The sequence below is a fragment of the Actinoallomurus sp. CA-142502 genome (assembly GCF_050936355.1).
GTDB lineage: Bacteria > Actinomycetota > Actinomycetes > Streptosporangiales > Streptosporangiaceae > Actinoallomurus > Actinoallomurus iriomotensis.
In genome coordinates this window covers 6,797,155-6,819,358 of sequence record NZ_JBNJMY010000001.1, presented here as the reverse complement: position 1 = coordinate 6,819,358, position 22,204 = coordinate 6,797,155, and the positions used below count along the sequence as shown (strand labels likewise).

The window sequence follows — 22,204 nt, the reverse complement described above, 5'->3', positions numbered from 1 at the left end:
GCCTCGTCTCCTTCTCTATCACTTGCCGAAGTACGCCTTGCGCACCTCGGGGCGGCGCAGGCAGACGCCGGGCTCGTCGCAGGCGATGACCTCGCCGGAGGCGAGCACGGCGACCCGGTCGCAGATCGCCTGGATCAGGCGCATGTTGTGCTCGACCACGACGATCGTCGTGCCGCTCTCGCGCAGGCCGGTCACCAGCTCGCCGATCCCGGTCCAGTCGGCCGCGTTCATGCCGGCGGTCGGTTCGTCCAGGAGCAGCAGCCGGGGCCGCGACACCAGCGCCCGCGCGATCTCCAGCCGGCGCTGGTCGCCGTACGACAGGGTCTCGGCCAGCCGGTCGGCGGCGTCGCGCAGGCCGACCGACTCCAGGGTCTCCAGCGCCTGTTCCCGCAGGTCGCGCAGTTCCGCGCGGGCCCGTGGCGTGCCGGCCGAACCCCGGAGGCCGCCGACCCGCCGGCGCCGGTAGGTCCCCGCGAGCACCTGCTCGACGACGGTGAGGCCGCGCAGCAACCGGATGTTCTGGAACGTACGGGAGACGCCCAGGCGGGCCAGGGCCTGCGCCGGCAGGTGGTGGCACGCGTCGCCGTACAGCCGGATCGAACCGCCGTCGGCGGGGAGCAGACCGCTGATGATGTTGAGCAGCGTCGTCTTGCCGGCCCCGTTGGGCCCGGCGATCCCGAAGACGGTGTCGCGGGGGACGGTGAGGCTGACCGAGCGCAGCACGCTCAGCCCGCCGAACCGCTTGGCCAGGCCGTCGACGGCCAGCGCCTCCGTACCGCTCATGAGTTCACCTCCGCCGGTTCGCGCGTCTTGTCCGGCGTGGGCGCGGGGCGGCGTCCGTCCCGCAGCCGCCGCCAGCGCAGCGGGTCCACCAGGCCGCCGGGCAGCCAGATCATGATGATCAGCAGGAGCGCCCCGTCGATGATGGCCTGGCCCTGGCCGATGAACTGGTTCACGTACACCGGCAGCCCGGTGAAGACCACCGCGCCGATGACCGACCCGAACCAGTGGTACGCGCCACCGAGCACGACACAGGCGATCACCGTCACGGCGAGGTCGATGTAGAAGCTGTCCGGGTCGATGTAGCGCAGCAGTCCCGCCTGCAGCACGCCGCCGACCCCACCGAGCACGCCGCTGATCACGAAGGCGACCGCCTGCACCCGGCGTACCGGGATGCCCATCGTCGCGGCGACCGTGGGGTCCTCCCGCGTCGCCACCGCCGCCGTGCCGAACCTCGACCGGGCGAGCCGGGCCAGGATCAGGCAGGCCACGCCCAGGACCACGATGAGCTGCCACAGGTGCACCTCGACCGGGACCACCTCGCCCTGCGAGCCCCCGGTCAGCCCGCCGAGGTTCACCACGACGACCCGGGTGACCAGGATGAGGGCGACCGTGGCCAGTGCCAGCCAGTGGCCGGCCAGCCGGATCAGCAGCAGCCCGGTGACCGCGGCGACCACTCCGCCGCCGAGCCCGCCGACGAGCAACGCGGGCCACAGCCCCAGCCCGGCGGAGTTCATCAGGTGGGTCGCGAAGAACGCGCCGACCGCGGCGAAGCTCACTGTGGCGAAGCTGAGCAGGCCGGCCCACAGCGTCATGTACGTGCTCAGCGCCAGGACCGCGCCGGCCAGCGCGAACTCGGCGGCGCTGATCAGGAGCGTGAGTTGCTGTCCCATCAGGCTCTCCCCAGCTCGACCGTCTTGAGCAGGCCGCGCGGCCGTACGACCAGGACGACCAGCAGCAGGCCGAAGGTGATCGCGTCCTGGAAGGAGTTGGAGATGTACTGGGCCGACAGCACCTGGACGACGCCGATCGCGAACCCACCGAACGCCGCGCCGCGCACGTCGCCCATGCCGCCGATGACGACCGCCGCGAAGCCCTGGAGCAGCAGGCCGTCGCCGAGGCCGAAGGTGAAGGTCTGCCCGTCGGCGTAGAACACCCCGGCCAGTCCCGTCGCGGCCCCGGCCAGCGCCGCCGCGGTCAGGATCGCGACGCGCGGGTTCACCCCGCCGAGCATGGCCGCGCCGCGGTCGTGTCCCACGGCGCGGATCGCCGCGCCCAGCCGGGTGTGCCGCAGGATCACGTGGATCACGGCGGTCACCGCGATCGCGCAGACGACCGCGATGACCTGGGTGGCCAGCACCCGCAGGCCGGCGAAGCGGATCAGGCCGCCCGGCACCGTGCCCGGCGGGAAGCCGAGCGGCGCCGCGCCGGTGGCGAGGCTGGCCGCCTCGCGCAGCGAGATCCACAGGGCGACGCTCGTGATGATCGTGCCGAGGAGTTGCTCGCCGCCGCGGGACCGCAGCGGCTGGAACGCCACCTGGTCGACCGCCACCGCCGCCACCGCGCCGATCGCGGTGCCGACCAGGCAGGCGATCGCGAACGGCAGTCCGGCGTGCGCGACCGCCCAGTAGGCGAAGATCGCTCCCCAGGTGGCGTACACGCCCTGGGCCAGGTTCAGGATCCGCATCGTGGAGAAGACGACGCCGAACCCGACCGCGAACAGGGCGTACACGGCGCCGAGGGCGAGGCCGTTGATGAGCTGCTGAACGAACAACATGGTCAGGTCACCGGCCCGTTCACGACTTGCCCGCGCCCGACGGCGTCCACTCGGTCTGCCGCCCGTCCTTGGTCCAGGTGATGTGGACGATGCTCTCGGGGGCGTGCAGCTGCCCGTTCTGGAAGCCGACCGTGCCGTAGATGGTGCCGTCCAGCTGTTTCAGCGACGACAGCGCCTTGGTGACGCTCGCCCGGGTGACGTTCTTGCCGGCGTTCTTGATCGCGGTGGCCATCGTGTACGCGGCGATGTAGCCCTGGGCCGCGTAGTCGTCCGGGTCGGTGCCGTATTTGGCCTTGTACGTCTGCGCGAACTTCTGTCCCTGCGCGTCGGCCTTGCCGGCGAAGAAGTACACCGGGAAGGGGATGCCGGCGAGCGCGCCGCCCGCGGCCTTGTAGGCGCCGGGGCTGCCGATCGCCTCGCTCGCCACGATGAGCCCGTTGTAGCCGCGGCTGCGCAGCGCCTTGATCAGCGAGATGGACGACTGCTGGAGGCAGGCGACGACGACGGCCGCCGGGTTCTTGGCCATGAGCTGACCGGCCGCCCCGCTGAAGTCGGTCTGCGCGGCGAGCGTGTTGACGGTGCCGAGGTCCCGTACGCCGGTGCCGGCGAAGCCCTCCTGGAAGCTCTTGAGCTGGGAGACCCAGCCGGAGTTGTCCTGCGTCACCGCGTACGCCACCGATGCCGGGCGGACCTGCTGGGCGACCTTCTGCGCGAGGCTCTTGTTGGCGTCCTGCGGCATCGTCGTGGTCCGCACGACGTACGGCGGCTTCTCCAGGCCGAGGTCGGTGGCGCCGTAGATGTCCAGCGGCATCTTGGCCGCCGTGGTGATGGGCTTCACCGCGCCGGCCGTCGGCGACAGGATGCAGCAGATGGTGCCGACGACGCTCTGGTCGCCGGCGAGCTGCTTGGCCTGCTCCACGGCGCGGGCGGGCGTCTCGGCGCCCTCCTTCTTCACCAGTTCGATCTTCCGGCCGCTCCCCAGGTAGCCCTCCTGGTTGAGCTGGTCGACGGCGAGTTCGGTGCCGTGCGCGAACGTCTGCCCGGCGAAGGCGACGGGCCCGGTCAGCGCGGTGATGAAGCCGACCTTGACGTCGCCGCTCTGCGTGTCGCCGTTGCACGCCGAGGCCAGCAGGGCGGCGACGGTGATCAGCACGCCGAGCGGTCCGCGGCGGCGAAGGGATGGTGCCATTGCGTCTCCTCAGAGAAGGGATCCCGGGACTGCGCGTCTTCGGCCGGCGTCGTCAGCCGGCGGCGGTGAGGAAATCCCGGTACCGCCGCACGGTCTCGGCGACCGCGGCGGGATCTTGGTCGGGGTACCAGCAGGTCGCGGGCGTCGGGGCGAGGGTGACGCCGTCCGGGGCCGCGGAGCGCAGGGCCGGGAGGTTGTCGGCCAGCATGTCGTCGGGGCCGGCGCAGATCAGCGCCGGCGTCGTGAGCTCGGGCAGCCGGTCCCGCGTCGGGTACCGGAATGCCGCCGCGTAACTGAGGTGATAGGTCGGACCGCTCTGCAGCAGGCCGACGGTCCAGTCGTGCAGTTCTCGCGCGCGCGGCACGCGCAGGGGGCGGCTCGCGGCGGTCCGGTCGCGGTACCACGGCCAGAACAGGAACATGTCGCGGCGAATCCCCCAGGCCCGTACGAGGTGGGAGCCGAACCGGTCCGGCCGCAGCGGCGGCAGGTAGTGCTCCAGGATGTCGGCGGTGAGCTCGGGCGGCAGCAGCGGCGGCGCCTCCAGTACGGCCCGGCGCACCAGGTCCGGGCGGCGCACGCACAGCTCCAGCGCGATCACGGCGCCGGTGTGGGTGCCCCACAGGTGCACGGGCCCGCCGGCCCGCCGTTCGACGACGTCGGCCATCGCGTCGGCCAGCCGCCCGATGTCCACCTCGTCACGCCAGGGCTTGTCCGACTCGCCGTTGCCCGGGTAGTCCGGGGCGAGCACGTGGAAGTCCGCGCCCAGTCCCCGCATGAGCGGTTCGAGGAGCCGCGCGGACCCGGGCGCCGAATGCAGCGCCAGCAGCGGCGGCGCGGTCGCGTCGCCCGCGAGCCGCAGGTGCACCTGCCCGGCCGAGGTGTCGGCGAACTCCCGCCGCACCTCCGTGTCCCGTACGTCGCCGGGCACGCCGGCGAGAGGCAACGCCCGCCGGGCGGGCCGTGGTTCGGGGGCGGGCCGCGGGTCGCCGTGCGCGCGGGAGAGCAGGGTCAGCCAGCGGTCGGCCGGCGTCGGCCCGGTGCCGTCGGCTCCCACCGTGCGCGGGGCGGGACCGGCGCCGGCGAGCGGGTCCTCGGCCGCGCGGCACCAGGTCTGCCAGAGCGCCGCGAAGTCCTCGGGGTGCTCGGCGAACGCGACGACCGTACGGTCGAGCGCGGCGGGTCCGGGCAGCTCGGCCCGGCCGGGCACCGCGGCGCGCGGCGCTCCGGGCGGGAAGAGGTGCGCGTCCCGTACGAGGTGCCACAGCCGCGACAGGTGGGTGCCGTCGGCGCGCGGCGTCAGGTCGGGCGGGGGGAGTTCCCGCGCGGCCGCGAGGTACCCGGGGTCGACCAGGAACAGCTCGCGGCAGCCCGGCGCCCGGCCCGCCACGGCGGCGGCCAGGTCGCAGCTCATGTCCAGCCCGACGACGGTGTGCGCGCCGAGCGCGGTCGCGACCCGGGCGAGCGCGTCGGCCGCCGTGCCCACGCGGGCCGCCGCGCCGGGCGCCGATCCGCCGGTGCCCGGCAGGTCGGCGACGGCGACCGGCCGGTCCGGCGCGCGGAGCGTGAGCTCCTCCGCGAGCGGCCGGCCGGACCAGCGGATCCCGGGCAGCACCAGTACGCCCGGACGGTCCGCGGTGAGCCAGACCCGGATCTGCCCGTGGCCGGTGTCGAGGTAGCGGCCCCGCATGTCAGCCCTCCGCCGGGGTCCGGCGGCGACCGTGCTCCCGCAGCAGCAGGTTGAGACTGCCGCCGGACTCCAGCACCTTGACCACGCGCTCGCTGGGCGGGTCGCCGGTCAGCTCCGTCCCGTCCGGCAGCCGTACGACGGCTCGCCGCCAGTCGACCTCCACGGCGTCGAACCGCCGCACCGCCGTGGCGATGCCCGGGACGGCGACCAGGGGCATGCCGTTGTAGGTCTCGCCGCGCCAGAAGCCGGGCGAGAACGACTCGGCGAGGACCACGCTGATCCCCAGGTTGCGCAGGGCGACGAGGGGCGGGTAATGCGGGTGGCCGTAGCCGAAGTTGCGCCCGCCGACGACGACGTCGCCCGGCTGGACCCGGTCCACGAACTCCGGGTCGAAGGCCCTCATGCAGACGGCGCGCAGCTTGTCCGGGTCGTAGTACTTGATGTTCTCCACTCCGACGATCAGGTCGACGTCGAAGTCGTCGCCGAAGATCCAGGCGACGCGCCCGCGCAGGACGTCGGGCAGGACGGATGCCGGCTCCATCACTCCACCACCTCCCGCGGGTCGGTGATCCGGCCTGAGACGGCGCTGGCCGCCACGGTGTAGGCCGAGCCCATGTAGATGTCGGCGCCGGTGCTGCCCATCCGGCCGGAGATGTTCAGCACGCCGGTGGAGATGCACTTCTCGCCCGGCTGGAGCGGCCGGGCGTAGCCGAAGCAGAAGTCGCAGCTGGAGATGGCCACGTTCGCGCCGGCCTCGCGCAGCACGTCCAGCAGGCCCTCCTCTTCGGCCTGCCGGTGGATGAGCTGCGAGGTCGGCACGACGTTGAGCTGCACGCCGGGCGCGACCCTGCGGCCGCGCAGCACCTCGGCGGCGGCCCGGATGTCCTCGATCCGGCCGCTCGCGCACGACCCGATGAACGCGCGGGTGATGGGCGTGCCGGCCGCCTCATCCACGCCGAGGGTGTTCGCGGCGCGGGCCGAGCCGGGCAGTACGACCCGCGGGCGCAGCGCGTCGAGGTCGATCTCGTGCGTCGCCGTGTAGGCCGCGCCGGGGTCGCTGGTCAGCGGCTCGAACTCGGCGCGAGCGACGCGGCGGGCGTACTCCAGCGCCGCGTCGTCGGGGTTGAAGATCGCGGAGACGGCGCCGGTGAACATGGCCATCCCGCACAGCCCCTGGCGGCGTCCGAGACTCATGTTCTCCGCGCCCGGCCCGGTGAACTCCATGACCTGGTGCGCGCAGCCGTCCGCGCCGACCCGGGAGATGATCTCGTGGATGAGGTCGCGGTTGTCCACGCCCGGTGCGAAGGACCCGGTCAGGTGGAAGCGCGTCGAGGCGGGCACGTCGAGGAAGATCCGCCCGCTCACCCACGCCTCGAGCAGGTCGCGGCGCACGCCCCAGCCCAGCGCGCCGAACGCGCCGAGACCGCTGATGTGGCCGTCGAAGTGGATGAGGAACTTGCCGGGCAGCGCGTAGCCCAGCTCCGCCGCCACCTGGTGCCCGATCCCGCGCCCCTCGTGCACGGTGATGCCGTAGAACTCGCCCCAGCGCCGGGTGACGTCGTGCACCTCCTCCTCGCGCTGGTCCCCGTTGGACAGCATGTGGTCGATGAAGACCAGGTACCGCTCCGGATCGTCGACCTCGGTGATGCCGAAGTCGTCGTGCATCTGCTTGAACATCAGGTCGGTGTAGCCGGGGAAGTCGTAGGCCACCATGTAGTCCGGGCGGAACGGGTGGTTCTGCCCGGGGCGCACCTCGCCGAGGCCCCCCGCGCGGGCGAGGATCTTCTCGGTGATGGTCAGCGCCGTGCCGTTCCGGGGCGTCGGCTGTTCCGTCGGCTGGGTCACGTCGCTCACGCCCCGGCCGCCGGCAGGTACTTCTCCTGCGCCTTCTCCACGTCGGCGAAGCCGATCAGGTCGACGAAGTCGTGGTGCGGCAGCGCGTCCGCGCTGACCTGGGCGGGCGGTTCACCCGAGCGCAGGCGGCGCAGGGTCTCACGCATGGCGCCGGTGGCGGAGAGCAGGACCTGGGTCGGCAGCAGCGCCAGTCGTACGCCGACCTCGCGCAGCAGCTCGGGGGTGAAGTCGCGTTCCACCCAGGTGGAGGCCGTGAGCGTGGCCATCAGCGGGACGCCGACCCGCTTGTGGCACCCGGCCCACTCTTCGACGGTGGTGAACGTCTTGGTGACCGGCATGATCATCTCGGCGCCCGCGGCGACGTACGCCTCCGCGCGGGCCAGGGCCTCCTCGCCGGCGGCGTCGGTCCTGGCGATCACGATGAGGCGGTCGCCGACGGCGTCGCGCACCGCGCGGATCTTCCCGGTGGCCTCCTCCAGACTGATCACCGGGACCGGGTCGCCGACGCAGATCGGGCAGCGTTTGGGCGACTCCTGATCCTCCATGAAGACCGCGGCGACGCCCGCGTCGGCGAACCGGCGTGCGGTACGGGCGGCGTTGACGGCGTTCCCGTAGCCGGTGTCGATGTCGGCGATCACTGGGAGGTCGCTTGCCTCGATGATCCGGCGCACCGCGTCGAGGTTCTCCGACATCGTGTACAGCTCGGCGTCGGGCAGGCCGAGCGCGGCGGAGATCGCGAAGCCCGAGGCGCACAGGGCGCGGAAGCCGGCCTGCTCGGCGAGGCGTGCGGTCAGACCGTCCCACACACCCGGGGCGAAGACCACGTCGTCGGCCATCAGTTCACGGAGGCGCGTCGCTGTCATGCTTCCCCTTTCCGGAATACGGAATAGATTTCGGAGGAGACACTAGGTTTCGCCCTATGGGCTGTCAATAGGTTCACGGTGCCGAAACATTCGACCCGGATTGCTGGTCAGAAGGGTCTGCGGCGATGGTCTTGACCGGTGTCGCGGTCTCGTGTGATAGTCCGTCATCCGGAACTACTTTCACTGACCTGTTCGTGGCGGCCCGGCTGGAGGAGTTCGATGGACACGTTCTGGCCCGGCGTCGGCGGCAACTGGGGCCGGTGGGGCGAGGCCGACGAGCGAGGCGCGCTCAACCTCATCGACGCCGAACGGATCCGCGCCGCGGCGGCGCTCGTGCGCAGCGGCCGGGCACTCTCCCTCGCCCGCCCGCTGCGCAACGGCCTCCCGCCGTACTATCCGCGGGCCGGCGAGAGTGCCTTCGACCACCGGATGATCACCTGGTGGGGCTCCAACGCGGGCGGCGACGTCCAGGCCGCGAGCGACCGGGTGCGCTCGGAGTGCCACGGCCTGGAGATCACCCACATGGACGCGCTGAGCCACATCGCGCACCGCGGACGCGGCTACGGGGACCGCGACTTCAGGGAGATGGCCGGACCCGAGGGCGTCAGCGCCTGCGACATCACGACCGCCGTCCCGGTGGTGACCCGGGCCGTACTGGCCGACATCCCCCGGCTGCGCGGGGTCGACCACCTGCCGCCCGGCACCGCGGTGGGTCACGACGAACTCGCCGCGGCGGCACCGAGCCTCGCCCCGGGAGACGCCCTGATCGTACGCACCGGCCGATGGTCGGCAACGACACCCGAGCCCGGCTCGGCCCCCACCGCCCGCTCCTCATTCGCGTCCGGGTCGGTGTCCGCCTCCGCGCCCGGGTCGGTTTCCGGTGCCGTGCCCGGGTCGGTTTCCGGTGCCGCGTCTGGCTCTGCGCCGGAGTCGGCGCTCGCGTCCGGGGCCGGTTTCGCGTCCGGTTCGGTGCCCGGTACCGCGCCCGTGTCCGGCTCCGCTTCCGGGTCGGGTGGGCGGTACGGGCGGTTGTCCGGACTGCATCCGGACGCGCTGCGGTTCGTGCACGAGCGGGACGCCGCGCTGGTCGGGACCGACGGGCCGGGGGACGCCTTTCCCGTGCCGGTCGACGACTGCCGGCTCCCGGTGCATGTTCTCGCCCTCGTCTACCTCGGCGTGCACCTCGTGCACAGCATGGCGCTCGACGCTCTCGCCGAGACGCTGGCCGCCGAGGGGCGCGACGACTTCATGCTCATCCTCGCTCCGCTGGCCGTGCCCGGCGGGACGGGTTCACCCATCACCCCTGTCGCCGTCATCTGAACGGCCAGCAAGGAGGACCATGTCCGACGCACCCCTCTACACCGCCCTCGTGGACGTCGCCCACGGCCGCGCCGGCTCCGCCCGCAGCGCGGACGGTGTCCTGGACATCACCCTCGCCGCGCCGAAGGAACTGGGCGGCGACGGGGCCGGCACCAACCCCGAGCAGCTGTTCGCGGCCGGGTTCGCCGCCTGCTTCCTCAGCAGCGTCGCGGCGGTGGGCCGGCGGCGCCGGCTGGAGCTCGGCGAGTTGTCCGCGCGCGGCGAGGTCGACCTGCACCGGGGCGACGGGGGCGGGTTCCGCCTGGGCGTACGGCTCACGGTCGCCGCGCCGCAGGCGGACGCCGCCGCACTGCGCGACGCCGTGGCCGAGGCCGAGCAGGTCTGCCCGTACGCCGCGGCGGTGCGCGGGAACATCCCGGTGGACGTGCGGATCGAGAGCTGAGAGCCATGGACCGCGTCGTCGACTTCCTCTGCGTCGGAGCGGGCCTCGGCGGCCTGGCCGGCGCGGTGCGCGCGCACGCTCTCGGGGCCGACGTGCTGGTCGTGGAGCGATCCGGCATGGTCGGCGGCGTGGCCGCCTACAGCGGAGGCTTCGTCTGGGCCGGCGCGACCGACCTCGCCGCCGACGAAGGGCTGGACGACTCGCTGTCCGCGACGGAGGCCTATCTCGACCACGTCCAGGGCGAGGGCCGCCCGGTCGACCGCCCGTCGCGCCGTGCCTACCTGGAGCTGGCGGTCGAGGCCACGCGCTGGTATCGGGAGGCCGGCGTGCCCTTCCAGGTGATCCGGAACTGCCCCGACCTCTACCACCCGGCACCCGGCTCCACGGCCGAGGGACGCCTCCTGGAGTGCGTCGTGCCCGGCGCGACCCTCGGCGCCTGGCGGGACCGGCTGCGACCGAGTCCGTACTACCAGACCGGGGTCAGCCGCGACGACCTCTACCGCGAGCGGGCGCTGGACCCCGCCGAGCTGGACCGGCTGCGCCGGCACGGCGAGGAGACGGACCTTTTGACCCACGGCTCCGGGCTGTCGGCCGCCTTCGTACGGGCCGCGCTCACCGAACGCGGCGTCGACTGCCTGCTGCACCACCGCGTCTCCGGGCTGGTGATGGACGGCGACGCGGTCGCGGGCGCGGTCCTGGACGGGCCCGGCGGTCGTACGACGGTCCGCGTGCGGCGCGGCGTGCTGATCGCCACCGGCGGGTACGGCTGCGCGCCGGACGCCTGCGAGCTGGAGGACGTGCCCGCGCTCGTCGAGTCGGCGCCGCCCGTGGTGGAGGGCGACAACCTGCTGCTGGCGCAGCGGGCCGGCGCGGCCACCGTCCGCGGCGCGGACCCGTTCTTCAGCGTCGGCTTCCACTTCCCCGGCGAGACCCACCCCGGCGGTGACGTGCCCCTGTGCCGGCCGCTGCTGGAACACCTGGGGCTGCCGCACTCGATGATCGTCAACCGCGACGGACGGCGGTTCGGCGACGAGAGCTACTACGGCGCGCTGATCGGCGCGCTGCGCCGCTACGACGGGCGGAACAAGCGGTGGGCCAACTTCCCCTGCTGGTTCGTCGCCGACGAGGAGTTCCGCCGCCGCTATCGCCTGGGGCCGTACGGGCCCGGGGAGGCGTGGCCCGACCCGATCGCGCGGGCCGGCTCGGTGCGCGAGCTCGCCGAGGTCGCCGGGATCGACCCGGACGGCCTGGCCGCCACCGTGGCCGCCTACAACGACGGCGCGGCGCGCGGCGAGGACCCGGAGTTCGGCCGCGGCACCCTGCCGTTCATCCGCCGCGCCTACGGCGATCCGCTCCAGGCGCCCAATCCGAACCTCGGCCCGCTGGCCACCCCGCCGTACTATGCTCTGCCGCTGTCGATCGTCGGTTTCGGGATGGGCACCCTCGGGCTGTGGATCGACGGGCAGGGACGGGTACGGCGCCGCGACGGCAGCGCGGTGACCGGCCTGTACGCCACCGGCAACGCCGCCGCCACCAAGGAACTCAGGGGCTATGTCACCGGTCTGGCCAACGCGCGCAACTACACCTATGCCTATGCGGCGGCGACACACGCGCTGGCCGCGACGGTCCAGGCCCGCCGATAGAATTCGGAATATGGACCGGATTACGGAACACGCGGGGGAGGGTCGATGACCGGCGACCAGGGGACGGCGGCCGTCGACCCCAAGAACCTGGTGGTCTCGGTGTTGAAGGCGTGTCAGCTCATGGAGTGCTTCACCCGGGAGAAGCCGACTCTCACGCTGACCGACCTCACCGCGGCCACCGGCATGAACAAGACCACGGTCCACCGGCTGGCCTCGACGCTCATCCGGGCCGGCTGGCTGACCCGCGGTGACGGCGCCACGTACCGGCTCACGATGCGGCCCTTCCGCGTCGGCGCGGTCGCGCTCGCCGAGCTCAGCCTGCGCGACGAGGCCGTGCCGTTCCTGCGCGGCCTCGCCGACCGCTTCGGCGACACGGCGTACCTGATGATCCCCGGCCAGGAGGGCGCCGTCTGCGTCGACATGGTCCAGGGCAACAACCCGGTGCGGGTCAACACGGTCGGGGTCGGCACCGTGCTGCCCTATCACACGGCCGCCGGGCCGGTCGTGATGCTGGCCTTCTCCGAGGAGCTGCGCGACCGCTGGCTGGCCCGGACGCTGGACCAGTACACCTCCAACACCATGGTCGACGCGCAGACCCTCACGGACCGGCTCGACAAGGTGGTCCGCGACGGCTACGCGATCAGCGAGGAGGACTACCTGTACGGCGTCGGCGCGGTGGCCGCCCCGGTGTTCGACGCGCAGAGCGAGATCGCCGCGACGCTCAGCCTCGGCGGGGTGAACGACGGGTTCCGCGGCAGCCGCCTGCTGGAGATCATCGAGGCCGTCACCTCGTCCGCCCGCGAGCTGTCCGCCCGCCTCGGCCACTGATCCCCGGCGGTCACCGGCGTTCGCCTGATGTTCGCCGCGGCGGTACCGCGGCGTGGCCGGGGATGCGCACCCGGTGGGTCACGATCACTCTCGTGAAGGTCGCCAACGTGACGAGTGCGGGCCGCCTGACATGAGGGACACGAAGACGCACGGGCCGGCGAGCAACCGGGTGACGCGGCTGGTGGTGAGCGTCCACGACGTCGCCCCGGCCACGGCCGGCCAGACGCGGCGCTGGTGCGCGGACGCCGACTCGCTCGGGATCCCGGTGTCGCTTCTGGTCATCCCCGGACCGTGGCGCGGTGCCCCTCTCGCCGACGAGCCGGGGTACGCCGAGGTGCTGCGGGCGAGGGCGGCACGCGGCGACGAGCTCGTGCTGCACGGCTGGACCCACCGCGCCGGACCGGAGGGATCGCCGCCGCGCCGGCTGCTGGGCCGGCTCGTGGCCCGGGGAGCGGCCGAGTTCGCCGCGCTCGACGAGGCGCAGGCGGCCGACCGGCTGGCGCGCGGCCGCGCGGTGCTGGCAGAGCTCGGCCTGTCCGTACGGGGCTTCACCCCGCCCGGCTGGCTGGCCTCCGCCGCGACCGATCGGGCGCTCGCCCGGGCCGGATTCCACTACACCACCTCGCACCTCGGCGTGCTCGACCTGCGGAGTGGGCGGATGCGGCGCGGATTCGCCCTCTCTCACCGGCCCGGCGGCACGGGAGAGCGGCTGGGCGCCGCGACGATGGAACGCTGGGCGCGGTGGAACGCCGGCCGCGGCGGCCTGATACGGGTCGCGCTGCACCCCGACGACCTGGCCCGGCCCGGACTCCGGGACGCCGCGCTGCGCGCGATCGAGACGGTGCTGGCGGCCGGCGGGCGGGCGGTCACGTACTCGGACGTGGTGCCGGACACCGCGGGGTCGCATTGAGAATCGTGCAGGTCGCCAACTTCTACGCTCCGACGTCGGGCGGCCTGCGCGTCGCGCTCGACGAGACCGGCCGGGGCTTCGGCCGGTACGGGCACGAGCGGATCCTCATCGTGCCGGGGCGCACCGGCTCGGTCGAGCAGACGCCCTCCGGGCAGCGCGTCACCGTACGCGGCCTGAGCCTTCCCGGGCTCGGGAACTACCGGGTCCTGACCGGCCGGCGGCGCGTACGACGGCTGCTGGACGCGCGCCCGCCGGACGTGCTGGAGGTGAGCGACAAGACCAGCCTGCTGTGGCTGGCCCGCTGGAGCCGCCGCCGCGGGGTGCCGCTGGTGCTGTTCTCCCACGAACGTCTCGACGCGATCCTGTACTCGCGGGTGCCGCGCTGGTTCCCCCTGCGGGCCGCCACGGACACCGTCAACCGCCGCCTCGCTCGCCTCGCCGACGAGGTCATCGTCACCTCGGGCTTCTCCCGCGCCGAGTTCGACCGGGTCGGCGCGCGCAACGTACGGCGGATCCCGCTGGGCGTCGACCTCGAGACGTTCCGGCCGATGTCCCGCGCCTCGGCGGGCGACCGGGCGGTGCGCCTGGTCACCGTCACCCGCCTGTCGCGGGAGAAACGCCCGGAGCGCGCGATCGACTGCCTGCGCGTCCTGGGCGAGCGGGGAACGGCGGCCGAGCTGACCGTGATCGGCGACGGCCCGGACGGCGATCGACTGCGGCGCCGTGCCCGCGGGCTTCCCGTCACGTTCCTCGGGCACCTCGGCGACCGGCGTGACGTGGCCGGCCGGGTCGCGAGCGCCGATGTGGCGCTGTTCCCCTCGCCGGCGGAGACCTTCGGGCTGGCGACTCTCGAGGCGCTGGCGTGCGGCACGCCGGTCGTGGTGCCGGCGGCCGGCGCGGCACGCGAGCTGCTCGGCGGTCCCGGCTCGGGCGTGGTGAGCGACGAGACGCCCGCCGGCATGGCCGACGCCGTACGCGATCTGCTCGAGGTGCCCGAACGCCTGCGGCGCGCCGCCGCGCGGGCTGCGGCCGAACGCTACCCGTGGACCGACACCGTCGCCGCGCTGGTCCACCGGTACGAGACGATCGGCTCACGCTCGGCTCGGCGGTAGCCGCTGGTCGTGCGACGTCGGGGAGGAGGCCAGCAGCGCCACCCCCGCCGCGACGAGCACGCCCGCCCCCAGCGCGCCCGCGCCGACGGCGGGCCGGCCGCCGAACACCACCACGCCGGCGATCCAGCTCGCCACCGGATCGGTGATGGTCATCGCGGTGAGCGCGGTGGGCAGGGAACCGCCGGCGAAGGCGTTCTGCACCAGGACCGTTCCGGCGGCCGTCGAGACCACCAGCCCGGCGGTCGGCGGGCCGAAGGCGCCGGCGAGCAGGCCGTGCCGGGACACCTCCTCGCCGGCGAACACCAGGAACACCGCGGTCATGCAGAAGCAGATCCCGGAGGCGACGGCGAGCGCGACGGTACGGGCCTGCGGACACGGCCGGAGCCGGCGGGCGAGGACCAGCAGGGACGCGAGGATCCCGGCCGACACGACGACCACGAGCCAGGTCCGCGACCGATGTCCGGCGGCCGGTTCCACCCCGCCGCGCACGGTCACCAGCAGGATCAGCCCGGCGCAGACCGCCGCCGCTCCCCACCAGTCACGGCGCAGCGGCCGGCGGCCGGTGAGCGCCGCTGCGAGCGGCAGGGCGAACAGCAACTGGGTGACGTTGAGCGCCTGCACGACGACGATGGACCCCAGACGCAGGGCCAGCGCCTGGGCGCAGAACCCGGCGGCGCCCGCCGACCAGCCCCACCACCACAGCGGCTCGCGCGCGACCCCGGCCAGCAGCGCCGGGACCCCGGGCGGCGCCGGCCCGGCGGCCGTACGCCGCGCCGCGTGCTGTTGCAGCGCGGCGGACACGGCGAAAAGCATCGCGCTGAGCAACGCCAGTGGAACGCTCGACCCCGCCACGGCGCGCGGAACTACCGACCCACCGGATCGCCCGCGTCCGCGTGCGCGACACGGAGGGCGTCGGCGAGCTCGTCGGGCGGGTCGACCAGGCCGCGTCCGGCGAGCAGAACGGCGGCGGCCGGCGGTGGGTAGTCGCCGGTCAGCCCGCCGACCAGCTCGGTGGCGGACACGTTGCCCGAGTGTGAGCCGCCGCGCGGCACGTTCGGGGCCCGCGCGATGATGTGCGGGCCGAGGTCGCGGACGGCGCGTGCCGCTGCCACCGTGGTGGGGAACTCGGTGACGGCGACACCGTGGGCCCGTGCCGTCGAGATGCCGCCGGCGTACCGTCCGACCACGACTCTCAGTTTCATGATCGTTCTTTCGCTCGCGTAATCGGATCGGTTGCCACGGTCGTCGGCATCGGTGTTGTGCGGGTCGGACTTTCCTTTCGGCGCACGAACCCGCGAGTGAACAGGCCGCGAACTCCCGCCGGAGAAGGACGCTCGTCAACGCGCCGGGGTGAAGGTCTCCGGCGAACCGGCCGTGGCGCTCGGCGGCGTGGCCGGTGACACGGACGTCAAGCAGCACCTGACGGGCCTGTCCGAGGGAGAGGGCTCGCTCCACGCCATCCGTGCGGGGACCGCGGTCGTCACCGTGTCCGCGGGCGGGTTCGGACCGGATTCACGATCACCGTCTCCCGACGCTGAGAGATCGGCCGCCGGGCCCGGGGGCCCCACTCGTCCCCGGGCCCGTCGGCCTGCCGGTGAAGGAACCGGTCGGTGTTCCGCCCGCCAGCCGGGCGCCGAGCCACTGCAGGGCCGGCGGCAGCTCACGCCGCCACGTGCTGAAGTGGTGGCCGCCGAACGGAAGCGTGATGGAGGCGACGCGCATCGGCGGGCGGGCCAGAGCGAGGAACCGCCGGGTCTGCGCGTAGTCCTTCTCTCCCACGCGGCTGGTGGTCAGCAGGATGCTGACCGGGGGAGAGGGCAGGTGCCGCAGCCGCCAGAGCAGGTCGTTCTCGTCGCGGTACGCCTTGCTGCGGCCGTAGAGGTCGCCGGTGGTGAAGTCCTGGAGCGCGTGGTAGTAGCCCGCGAGAGAGATACCGGCGGAGTACCGGTCGGAGTTCCGCATCACGAGCTTGGCCGCGCAGTACCCGCCGGTGGAGTCGCCCATCGCGCCCCAGCCGGCCGCCCGGTCGGCGGTGCGGTACGCCGAGGCGAGGGCGACCGGTACGTCCTGGGCGAAGAACGTCTCGGCCTGCGGGCCGTGCGGGATGTCGGTGCACTCGGTGTCGCGCGGCGGCGCGACCGTCGAGCGGAGCATGACGACGATCGTCGGCGGCATCCGCCCCGCGGCGACCTCCTGCGCGACCGTCCTCGGCAGCCCCAGGTGGGTGATCAGGTTCTGGGCGTCGCCCGGGTACCCGGTGAAGGCCACGAGCACCGGGAAGCGCGTCCGGTCCGACGCCGCGAAGTACTGCTGCGGCAGGTAGACGAACGCACGCTCGTTGATCAGCGTACGCGTCCCGTGGATGACGACGGAGTCGATGCGGCCCTGCCCGGCGGGAAGCCGGTACCGGGGAGCGGTCGGGTCCGGGGTGACCAGCGCGCTCCGGTTCGCGGCCGAGGCGTTCGCCGGGGGAACGGCGAGATTCCGGGTCTTGGCGCGGACGCCGACGAGATCGCCCCACGAGCCGTAGAAGTCGAAGGAGGCGTTCGCCACGTCCAGCACGGCCAGGACCACGCAGAGCTGGCAGCCGAGGATGAGGCCGAGCCGGGCCAGCACGTCCATGGCGCGCCCGCCCGCCACCCGGGGCGCGAGCCGTACCGTCGCGACGATCGCGGCCAGCGCGACGACGACGACCGTGATCTGCAGGGGAACGCCGGTGAGCCTCACGACGTGCTCCCGGAGGCGAGGTGGGCGCCGAGCCAGCGCAGCACGGTGGGCGGGCTCTGCCAGGCGGCCGGGGGCAGCGGGTCGGCGCGCATCGGCGGCCGGACCCCGGCGGCGAACCCGTCGTCCCCGACGACGCCGACGCTGATCGGCGGGGGCGGCCGGTGCCGGAGCCGCCAGCGGGGGTCGTACTCGTCGCGGATGGTTCGGCTGCCGCCGTACAGGTCGCCCGCCGGAGGCGTGAGCGCGGCGGCGGTGAAGACGGCCGAGCCGAACCGGTCGGAGTGCCGCATCGCGAGGAGCGCCGCACAGTACGCCGCCGGCCCCTGCACTCCGGCGACCGACCAGCCGCTCGCGGCACCGCTCACGCGGTACGCCGCGCCGACCGTGGCGAGCAGGTCCTGGCCGAAGAACGTCTCGCCCTGCGCGCGGCCCGGCGCGTCCACGCATCCGGCTCCGACCGGCGCGATGACGATCAGCATCGGCCGCAGCCGCCCGGCGGCGATCTCGGCCGCCGCCAGCGCGGGGACGCGCCGCCGCACGATCGCGTCGCGCGGAGAGTCGAGGAGCAGCACGGCGGGGAACCGCCGCTGCCGGTCGCTCGCGTACCGCGGTGGCACGTACACGTACACGCGGGCGGAGATCCCCGACCGCGCGCCGCGCACCCGGAGGGTGTCCAGCCGCCCGTCGGCGGCCGGCAGCCGGCGGGTGAGGGCGTCCCGCGACGGCTTCACCGACGGCGCGGCGACGGGGACGGGTCCGGGCCGCTGGTCGGAGACGCGCACCGTACCGGTGTTCATCCCGAACAGGTCACGCCAGGACGAGTAGAACTGCATGCCGGAGTTGATCAGTACGAGCAAAGCCAGCAGCAGCACGGCCTGGCCGCCCGCCAGCAGTCCCGTGCGCGCCGCGACCTGCGCGCGGCCGGCGCCGGAGTACCTGGGCAGAAGCCATACGCAGGCGGTCACCGCGGCCAGCGCGACGACCATCAGCGTCCCGACGAAACCGGCTCCGGTCAGCCCCATCGGCGAGCCGCGCGGTCATCCCTGCCGGGCGAGAGGTCACGGGTGGACATGCTCGGCTCCCCCCTTGGCGAGTACGTGCCGCCACAGTAGGAGAGCGCGGGTCAGAGGATCCTCAGCGTGGAGTTAGGCCGCATTTACCTTCGCGCGTCACGAGCGGGTGAGGGCGGAGAAGACCAGCCGGCCGCATTCGGCGATGAGGCCGGCGCCGTCGGCGACGCCCTCGGTCAGCGCCGCGACGACCACCGGAGGGCCGGCGGGCGGATAGACGATACCGGCGTCGTGGCGGACGCCGGTCAGCTCGCCGGTCTTGTGCGCGAGGCGGAACCCGGTCGGCAGGTGACGCGGCAGCCGGTCGTTGAACTGCTGCGCCTCCAGCGCCCGCACCGCGAACGGAGAGTCCGCGAGCCGGGACAGCGCCGTCGCGACGTCGGCGGCGCTGGTCAGGTTGTTCAGGCCACGGGCGCGCGCCTCGAAGTCCATCATGTGCCGGGCCAGCACGGTGGCGGTCAGGCCGTGGCGCGCGCACCAGGCGTTGACCTCGTCCCGGCCGATCCGGTCGATGAGCACGTTCGTCGCCGTGTTGTCGCTGACGGCGATCATCAGGGTGAGCAGGTCGCGGACGCTCATGTCACCGACGTCGGCCAGGTGGGCCAGCACGCCGGAGCCCGGGACGGCGGGCCGTACGGGGAGGCGCTCGTCGAGCGGCACGCCTGAATCGAGCGCGGCGGCCAGGATCGGCAGCTTGATCAATGACGCCGCCGTGAACCGGTGGTCCGCCGCGACCTCGATCGTCTCTCCGGCGCCGTCGAGCGGGCGGACGACGACGCCCACCCGGCCGTCGGCCGGCCGGGCCAGCTCGGCCAGCGACGCGCGAAGACTCACGTCAGGACCAGGAAGAGCAGGGCGAACAGCGCCGTGTTAGTGACGATGATCGCCCAGCCGTTGAACAGCATCATGCGAAGGCTGGACGAGCGCGCCAGGCCCATCTGCCCGATCATGTCGGCGCCCGGCAGCGGGCCGAGCTGGTCGACCTGGGAGGTGCCGAGCAGCGCCACCGCCCACACCGCCGGGGCGACGCCGAGCGCCGCGCCCACCGGGCCGAACAACTTGTTGACCAGAACCACCTGGGCGACGGCGGCGCCCGGTACCGCGTGGAGGTAGCCGAGGAAGACGACGAGCATCAGGAACACCCACGGCCCGGCGTGGGAGAGCACCGGCTTCAGGTCGGCGAAGACCGCGTCGAAGGCGCCGGTCTTCCCGATCAGCGTGAGCATCGGATCGAGCATCCAGAACAGCAGGAACAGCCAGATCAGCCGCGCCGCTCCGGTGTACATCGCGTCCAGGATCTTCTTGGGCGCCAGCCCGCCGGCCAGCCCGGTCGCGACGGCGGTGACGATCATGACGACCAGGGCGTACGAGTAGGCGGCCTTCTCGGCGATGCCGTAGATCGCCAGGGCGAGCAGCACGAGCGCCAGGACCAGCGCGGCCCGGCGGGCGCCGGGGCGTTCGGTCTCGGCCGTGTTGTCGGCCGCGTCGGCGGCGGTGTACTCCTGGTCGGTGTGGCGCTGGATCCAGCGCGCCATGAAGAAGCCCGTCACGATCGTCACGGCCGCGACCGGCAGGCCCGCGTGGAGCAGGTAGGTGCCGTAGCTCAGCTTCGTCGCCGCCATGATCGTCACGACGGGCGGCGTGAACGGGCCGGTCATCAGGCCCGCCGCGCCGGCCGCGTGCAGCATCGCCGCCACCGCCGGCGGGCGCCAGCCGGTGCGCGCCGCGATCGGGATGATGATCGGCGCCAGGATCGCGTTACCGCCGGCCAGCGTGCCCAGCGCGCCGACGATGATCAGCGAGGAGACCATGACGCCGATCTGCACGCGCGTGCGCGTGTTGAGCCCGATCCGGCCCATCACGAATTTGATCAGCGCCTGCGCCGCGCCCGTCTCCTGCGTCACCTGCCCGAGCGCCGAACCGAGCAGAATGATCACGCCGATGACCGCGACCAGCGACCCGAGCGACGTCGCCATCTGGGCGCCGAGGGGGATCGGGCCGGTCCGGGTCATCACCGCGGCGACGATGAGCGCGCCGGCGGTCGCGAGCACCACGTCCACGCCGAAGAGCGCGAGCACCGCGTAGAGGAAGATCGGGATCAGGCCCCACAGCCCGGCCTTGGCGCCGCCCACGGCGATCACGATGCCGATCACCAGCGCGACCGCGAACGCTCCGGTGGCGATCATCGGCAGGCGCCGGTCACGTTTCTCCGGGGCCGCCGCCGTGTTCTCGGCGGGAGTGGTCGTACTCATCGGGGGACTCCTCAGGGCCTGGGTCGCCGGAGCACGCGTCCGGGACGGTTTCCGGTCAGGGCCGCGTCGCGCAGCGCCGGGGTGCCGTTCACGACGACGTGGCGTACGCCCGTCGCCAGGTTCCACGGGTCGTCGAAGGTGGAGGTGTCCCGGACCGTGCCGGGGTCCAGGACGACGAGGTCGGCGGCCAGCCCCTCGCGGATCCGGCCACGGTCGGTCAGCCCGGCCCGCGACGCGGGCAGCCAGGTCATCTTCCGTACGGCGTCGGCGAGCGTGAGCAGCCGCGAGTCACCCGCGTAGCGCCCGAGCACGCGGGCGAACGTGCCGAAGCTGCGGGGGTGCGGCCGGCCAGTACCGGAGGGACGGAGGGTCCATCCGTCGCTGGCGACGCTGACCTGCGGATGCGACAGCACCGCGCGCATGTCGTCCTCGGCCATCGCGTGGTTGACGATGCCGGCCGAGCCGTTGTGCGCGGCGAGGACCTCCAGGGCGGTCTCGGCCCCGCCCAGGCCGAGTTCGGCGCCGAGCTCGGTGAGGCTCCGGCCGATCCAGTCCGAGTACGGGCCCGGTGGCAGCTGCGCGAGGACGATGGCGTCGGGGTCGATCCGGGCCTCGGCGGCGATGCGGCGCCTGACCTCCGTGTCCGCGAGCCGCTCCAGCAACCGGTCCACGCCGCCGTCGAGCGCCCAGCCCGGCAGCCGCGAGGTCAGCGTCGTGGAGGAGGCGGTGTAGGGGTAGACGTCCGCCGTGACGTCGACGCCGTCCGCGCGGGCCTCGTCGATCAGCCGCAGCGCCTCGTGCACCTTCCCGTGGTTCTCCCGTCCCATCGCCTTGAGGTGGGAGATCTCCAGGCGCACGCCGGACTCGCGCGCCGTGGTCAGCGCCTCGGTGACGGCGTCGATCAGCCGGTCGGCCTCGTCGCGCATGTGGGTGGAGTAGAGCAGACCGAGCCGCGCCGCGGTGCGCGCCAGCTCGGTCACCTCGGCCGGTGGCGCGTAGGTCCCGGGAGCGTAGATGAGGCCGGTGGAGAAGCCCACCACGCCCTCTTCGGCGGCGCGTTCGATCAGCCGGCGCATCGCCGCGAGCTCGTCCGGCGACGCCGCCCGCTCGTCGTCGCCGACGGTGGCGATGCGCAGCGCGTTCAACCCGACCTGGGCCGCGAGGTTGACGGCCGGGGCGGTCTGCTCGACGGAGTCGGCGTAGCCGTGGAAGCCGGTCCAGTCCCACGCCAGTTCCTCGCGGCCCATGAACGCCGCGGCCCGGCGCAGCCGTTCCGTGTCGGCGACCGGAAACGGGGAGAAGCCGCAGTTGCCGCCGACGAGCGTCGTGACGCCCTGGAAGAGGCAGGTGTCCGCGGCGGGGTGCGCCGGGAGGGAGAAGTCGGAGTGGGAGTGCAGATCGATGAAGCCGGGCGTCACCACCTGGCCGGTCGCGTCCAGGGTGTCGGCGCCGGACAGGGTTCCGGGCGCCGCGACGGCGGTGATCCGGTCGCCCTCGATGCCGATGTCGGCCGGCGCGGCCTCCGCTCCGGTGCCGTCCAGCACGCTTCCGCCGGCGATGACAAGGTCGAGTTCGGGCATCGTGCGGTAACAACCTCCGGTCTGGTCAGGCAGGGGGGTGACCTCGCCGTCGTTGCCTGCCCGAAAAGCTGTTTTAGGGCAAACAGTTACTGAACGGACTTCTACCAAGATGTCGGACCGCCGTCAAACGGGTCCGCCCGGCCGGCCGGCGGTCGGACCCGGTACGGCCC

21 protein-coding genes are annotated in these 22,204 nt (G+C 73.5%); 6 read left to right on the top strand and 15 right to left on the bottom strand.

Going from position 1 to position 22,204, the window contains the following annotated elements; all coding sequences use genetic code 11:
- Positions 1 to 18: 18 nt before the first annotated feature.
- The 8 genes from ACQEV1_RS32155 to ACQEV1_RS32120 are packed head-to-tail and all read right to left on the bottom strand — an operon-like array spanning position 19 to position 8,150.
- Positions 19 to 783, bottom strand: a complete 765-nt coding sequence (locus tag ACQEV1_RS32155) for an ABC transporter ATP-binding protein (RefSeq protein ID WP_285623091.1) — start codon at positions 781 to 783, stop codon at positions 19 to 21.
- Positions 780 to 1,673 (bottom strand): branched-chain amino acid ABC transporter permease, encoded by an 894-nt coding sequence (locus tag ACQEV1_RS32150; protein WP_433398446.1) that lies wholly within the window; start codon positions 1,671 to 1,673, stop codon positions 780 to 782. The genes ACQEV1_RS32155 and ACQEV1_RS32150 overlap by 4 nt, the downstream gene beginning before the upstream one ends.
- Positions 1,673 to 2,557, bottom strand: coding sequence for a branched-chain amino acid ABC transporter permease (locus ACQEV1_RS32145; protein WP_433398444.1), 885 nt, complete (start codon positions 2,555 to 2,557; stop codon positions 1,673 to 1,675). The genes ACQEV1_RS32150 and ACQEV1_RS32145 overlap by 1 nt, the downstream gene beginning before the upstream one ends.
- A gap of 19 nt (positions 2,558 to 2,576) precedes the next feature.
- Positions 2,577 to 3,746 carry an ABC transporter substrate-binding protein gene (locus tag ACQEV1_RS32140; protein WP_285623086.1) on the bottom strand — a complete coding sequence of 390 codons (1,170 nt, stop codon included), beginning with the start codon at positions 3,744 to 3,746 and terminating at the stop codon, positions 2,577 to 2,579.
- Between the two features lie 52 nt (positions 3,747 to 3,798).
- On the bottom strand, positions 3,799 to 5,433 hold the full coding sequence (locus ACQEV1_RS32135; protein ID WP_433398442.1) for an alpha/beta fold hydrolase: 1,635 nt from the start codon (positions 5,431 to 5,433) through the stop codon (positions 3,799 to 3,801).
- A 1-nt stretch (position 5,434) separates the two neighbouring features.
- Positions 5,435 to 5,974: a 3-isopropylmalate dehydratase gene (locus ACQEV1_RS32130; protein ID WP_433398440.1), complete on the bottom strand. Its 540-nt coding sequence runs from the start codon at positions 5,972 to 5,974 to the stop codon at positions 5,435 to 5,437.
- Positions 5,974 to 7,278 (bottom strand): 3-isopropylmalate dehydratase large subunit, encoded by a 1,305-nt coding sequence (locus ACQEV1_RS32125; protein ID WP_433398438.1) that lies wholly within the window; start codon positions 7,276 to 7,278, stop codon positions 5,974 to 5,976. The genes ACQEV1_RS32130 and ACQEV1_RS32125 overlap by 1 nt, the downstream gene beginning before the upstream one ends.
- 5 nt (positions 7,279 to 7,283) lie before the next feature.
- A complete protein-coding gene (locus tag ACQEV1_RS32120) occupies positions 7,284 to 8,150 on the bottom strand; it encodes an isocitrate lyase/PEP mutase family protein (protein ID WP_433398436.1) in 867 nt (288 codons plus the stop codon).
- A gap of 219 nt (positions 8,151 to 8,369) precedes the next feature.
- On the opposite strand from ACQEV1_RS32120, the gene ACQEV1_RS32115 reads away from it, so the two are divergent.
- The 6 genes from ACQEV1_RS32115 to ACQEV1_RS32090 all read left to right on the top strand — a co-directional run bounded on the left by ACQEV1_RS32115 (position 8,370) and on the right by ACQEV1_RS32090 (position 14,405).
- A complete protein-coding gene (locus ACQEV1_RS32115; RefSeq protein ID WP_433398434.1) occupies positions 8,370 to 9,470 on the top strand; it encodes a cyclase family protein in 1,101 nt (366 codons plus the stop codon).
- A 19-nt stretch (positions 9,471 to 9,489) separates the two neighbouring features.
- Positions 9,490 to 9,912 carry an Ohr family peroxiredoxin gene (locus ACQEV1_RS32110; protein WP_285623074.1) on the top strand — a complete coding sequence of 141 codons (423 nt, stop codon included), beginning with the start codon at positions 9,490 to 9,492 and terminating at the stop codon, positions 9,910 to 9,912.
- 5 nt (positions 9,913 to 9,917) lie between these two features.
- Positions 9,918 to 11,555 (top strand): FAD-binding protein, encoded by a 1,638-nt coding sequence (locus tag ACQEV1_RS32105; RefSeq protein ID WP_433398432.1) that lies wholly within the window; start codon positions 9,918 to 9,920, stop codon positions 11,553 to 11,555.
- 45 nt (positions 11,556 to 11,600) lie between these two features.
- Positions 11,601 to 12,383 (top strand): IclR family transcriptional regulator, encoded by a 783-nt coding sequence (locus ACQEV1_RS32100; protein ID WP_433398430.1) that lies wholly within the window; start codon positions 11,601 to 11,603, stop codon positions 12,381 to 12,383.
- A 130-nt stretch (positions 12,384 to 12,513) separates the two neighbouring features.
- The gene (locus ACQEV1_RS32095) at positions 12,514 to 13,293 is read left to right on the top strand and encodes a DUF2334 domain-containing protein (protein ID WP_433398428.1); all 780 of its coding nucleotides are present in this window, start codon (positions 12,514 to 12,516) and stop codon (positions 13,291 to 13,293) included.
- A gap of 5 nt (positions 13,294 to 13,298) precedes the next feature.
- The gene (locus tag ACQEV1_RS32090; RefSeq protein ID WP_433406021.1) at positions 13,299 to 14,405 is read left to right on the top strand and encodes a glycosyltransferase; all 1,107 of its coding nucleotides are present in this window, start codon (positions 13,299 to 13,301) and stop codon (positions 14,403 to 14,405) included.
- Here ACQEV1_RS32090 and ACQEV1_RS32085 read toward each other — a convergent pair.
- The 7 genes from ACQEV1_RS32085 to ACQEV1_RS32055 form a co-directional block, all read right to left on the bottom strand.
- Positions 14,385 to 15,257 (bottom strand): DMT family transporter, encoded by an 873-nt coding sequence (locus tag ACQEV1_RS32085; protein WP_433398426.1) that lies wholly within the window; start codon positions 15,255 to 15,257, stop codon positions 14,385 to 14,387. The two genes, ACQEV1_RS32090 and ACQEV1_RS32085, sit on opposite strands and share 21 nt — an antisense overlap.
- Before the next feature lie 11 nt (positions 15,258 to 15,268).
- Entirely contained in the window at positions 15,269 to 15,607 is a 339-nt protein-coding gene (locus ACQEV1_RS32080) for a hypothetical protein (RefSeq protein ID WP_433398424.1), read from the bottom strand.
- A gap of 316 nt (positions 15,608 to 15,923) precedes the next feature.
- A complete protein-coding gene (locus ACQEV1_RS32075; protein ID WP_433398422.1) occupies positions 15,924 to 17,132 on the bottom strand; it encodes an alpha/beta hydrolase in 1,209 nt (402 codons plus the stop codon).
- The gene (locus ACQEV1_RS32070) at positions 17,129 to 18,154 is read right to left on the bottom strand and encodes an alpha/beta hydrolase-fold protein (RefSeq protein WP_285623044.1); all 1,026 of its coding nucleotides are present in this window, start codon (positions 18,152 to 18,154) and stop codon (positions 17,129 to 17,131) included. Before ACQEV1_RS32070 ends, ACQEV1_RS32075 begins: the two co-directional genes overlap by 4 nt.
- Before the next feature lie 147 nt (positions 18,155 to 18,301).
- On the bottom strand, positions 18,302 to 19,036 hold the full coding sequence (locus ACQEV1_RS32065; RefSeq protein ID WP_433398420.1) for a serine hydrolase: 735 nt from the start codon (positions 19,034 to 19,036) through the stop codon (positions 18,302 to 18,304).
- A complete protein-coding gene (locus ACQEV1_RS32060; RefSeq protein WP_285623040.1) occupies positions 19,033 to 20,454 on the bottom strand; it encodes a TRAP transporter large permease subunit in 1,422 nt (473 codons plus the stop codon). Before ACQEV1_RS32060 ends, ACQEV1_RS32065 begins: the two co-directional genes overlap by 4 nt.
- 11 nt (positions 20,455 to 20,465) lie before the next feature.
- Positions 20,466 to 22,034, bottom strand: a complete 1,569-nt coding sequence (locus tag ACQEV1_RS32055; RefSeq protein WP_433398417.1) for an N-acyl-D-amino-acid deacylase family protein — start codon at positions 22,032 to 22,034, stop codon at positions 20,466 to 20,468.
- Positions 22,035 to 22,204 lie beyond the last annotated feature (170 nt).

What these genes read in the sequence shown, in the direction of transcription:
- ACQEV1_RS32155 (WP_285623091.1), bottom strand. Translation starts at nt 783, where the DNA reads ATGAGCGGTACGGAGGCGCTGGCCGTCGACGGCCTGGCCAAGCGGTTC.
- ACQEV1_RS32150 (WP_433398446.1), bottom strand. Translation starts at nt 1,673, where the DNA reads ATGGGACAGCAACTCACGCTCCTGATCAGCGCCGCCGAGTTCGCGCTG.
- ACQEV1_RS32145 (WP_433398444.1), bottom strand. Translation starts at nt 2,557, where the DNA reads ATGTTGTTCGTTCAGCAGCTCATCAACGGCCTCGCCCTCGGCGCCGTG.
- ACQEV1_RS32140 (WP_285623086.1), bottom strand. Translation starts at nt 3,746, where the DNA reads ATGGCACCATCCCTTCGCCGCCGCGGACCGCTCGGCGTGCTGATCACC.
- ACQEV1_RS32135 (WP_433398442.1), bottom strand. Translation starts at nt 5,433, where the DNA reads ATGCGGGGCCGCTACCTCGACACCGGCCACGGGCAGATCCGGGTCTGG.
- ACQEV1_RS32130 (WP_433398440.1), bottom strand. Translation starts at nt 5,974, where the DNA reads ATGGAGCCGGCATCCGTCCTGCCCGACGTCCTGCGCGGGCGCGTCGCC.
- ACQEV1_RS32120 (WP_433398436.1), bottom strand. Translation starts at nt 8,150, where the DNA reads ATGACAGCGACGCGCCTCCGTGAACTGATGGCCGACGACGTGGTCTTC.
- ACQEV1_RS32115 (WP_433398434.1), top strand. Translation starts at nt 8,370, where the DNA reads ATGGACACGTTCTGGCCCGGCGTCGGCGGCAACTGGGGCCGGTGGGGC.
- ACQEV1_RS32110 (WP_285623074.1), top strand. Translation starts at nt 9,490, where the DNA reads ATGTCCGACGCACCCCTCTACACCGCCCTCGTGGACGTCGCCCACGGC.
- ACQEV1_RS32105 (WP_433398432.1), top strand. Translation starts at nt 9,918, where the DNA reads ATGGACCGCGTCGTCGACTTCCTCTGCGTCGGAGCGGGCCTCGGCGGC.
- ACQEV1_RS32100 (WP_433398430.1), top strand. Translation starts at nt 11,601, where the DNA reads ATGACCGGCGACCAGGGGACGGCGGCCGTCGACCCCAAGAACCTGGTG.
- ACQEV1_RS32095 (WP_433398428.1), top strand. Translation starts at nt 12,514, where the DNA reads ATGAGGGACACGAAGACGCACGGGCCGGCGAGCAACCGGGTGACGCGG.
- ACQEV1_RS32080 (WP_433398424.1), bottom strand. Translation starts at nt 15,607, where the DNA reads ATGAAACTGAGAGTCGTGGTCGGACGGTACGCCGGCGGCATCTCGACG.
- ACQEV1_RS32070 (WP_285623044.1), bottom strand. Translation starts at nt 18,154, where the DNA reads ATGGGGCTGACCGGAGCCGGTTTCGTCGGGACGCTGATGGTCGTCGCG.
- ACQEV1_RS32060 (WP_285623040.1), bottom strand. Translation starts at nt 20,454, where the DNA reads ATGAGTACGACCACTCCCGCCGAGAACACGGCGGCGGCCCCGGAGAAA.
- ACQEV1_RS32055 (WP_433398417.1), bottom strand. Translation starts at nt 22,034, where the DNA reads ATGCCCGAACTCGACCTTGTCATCGCCGGCGGAAGCGTGCTGGACGGC.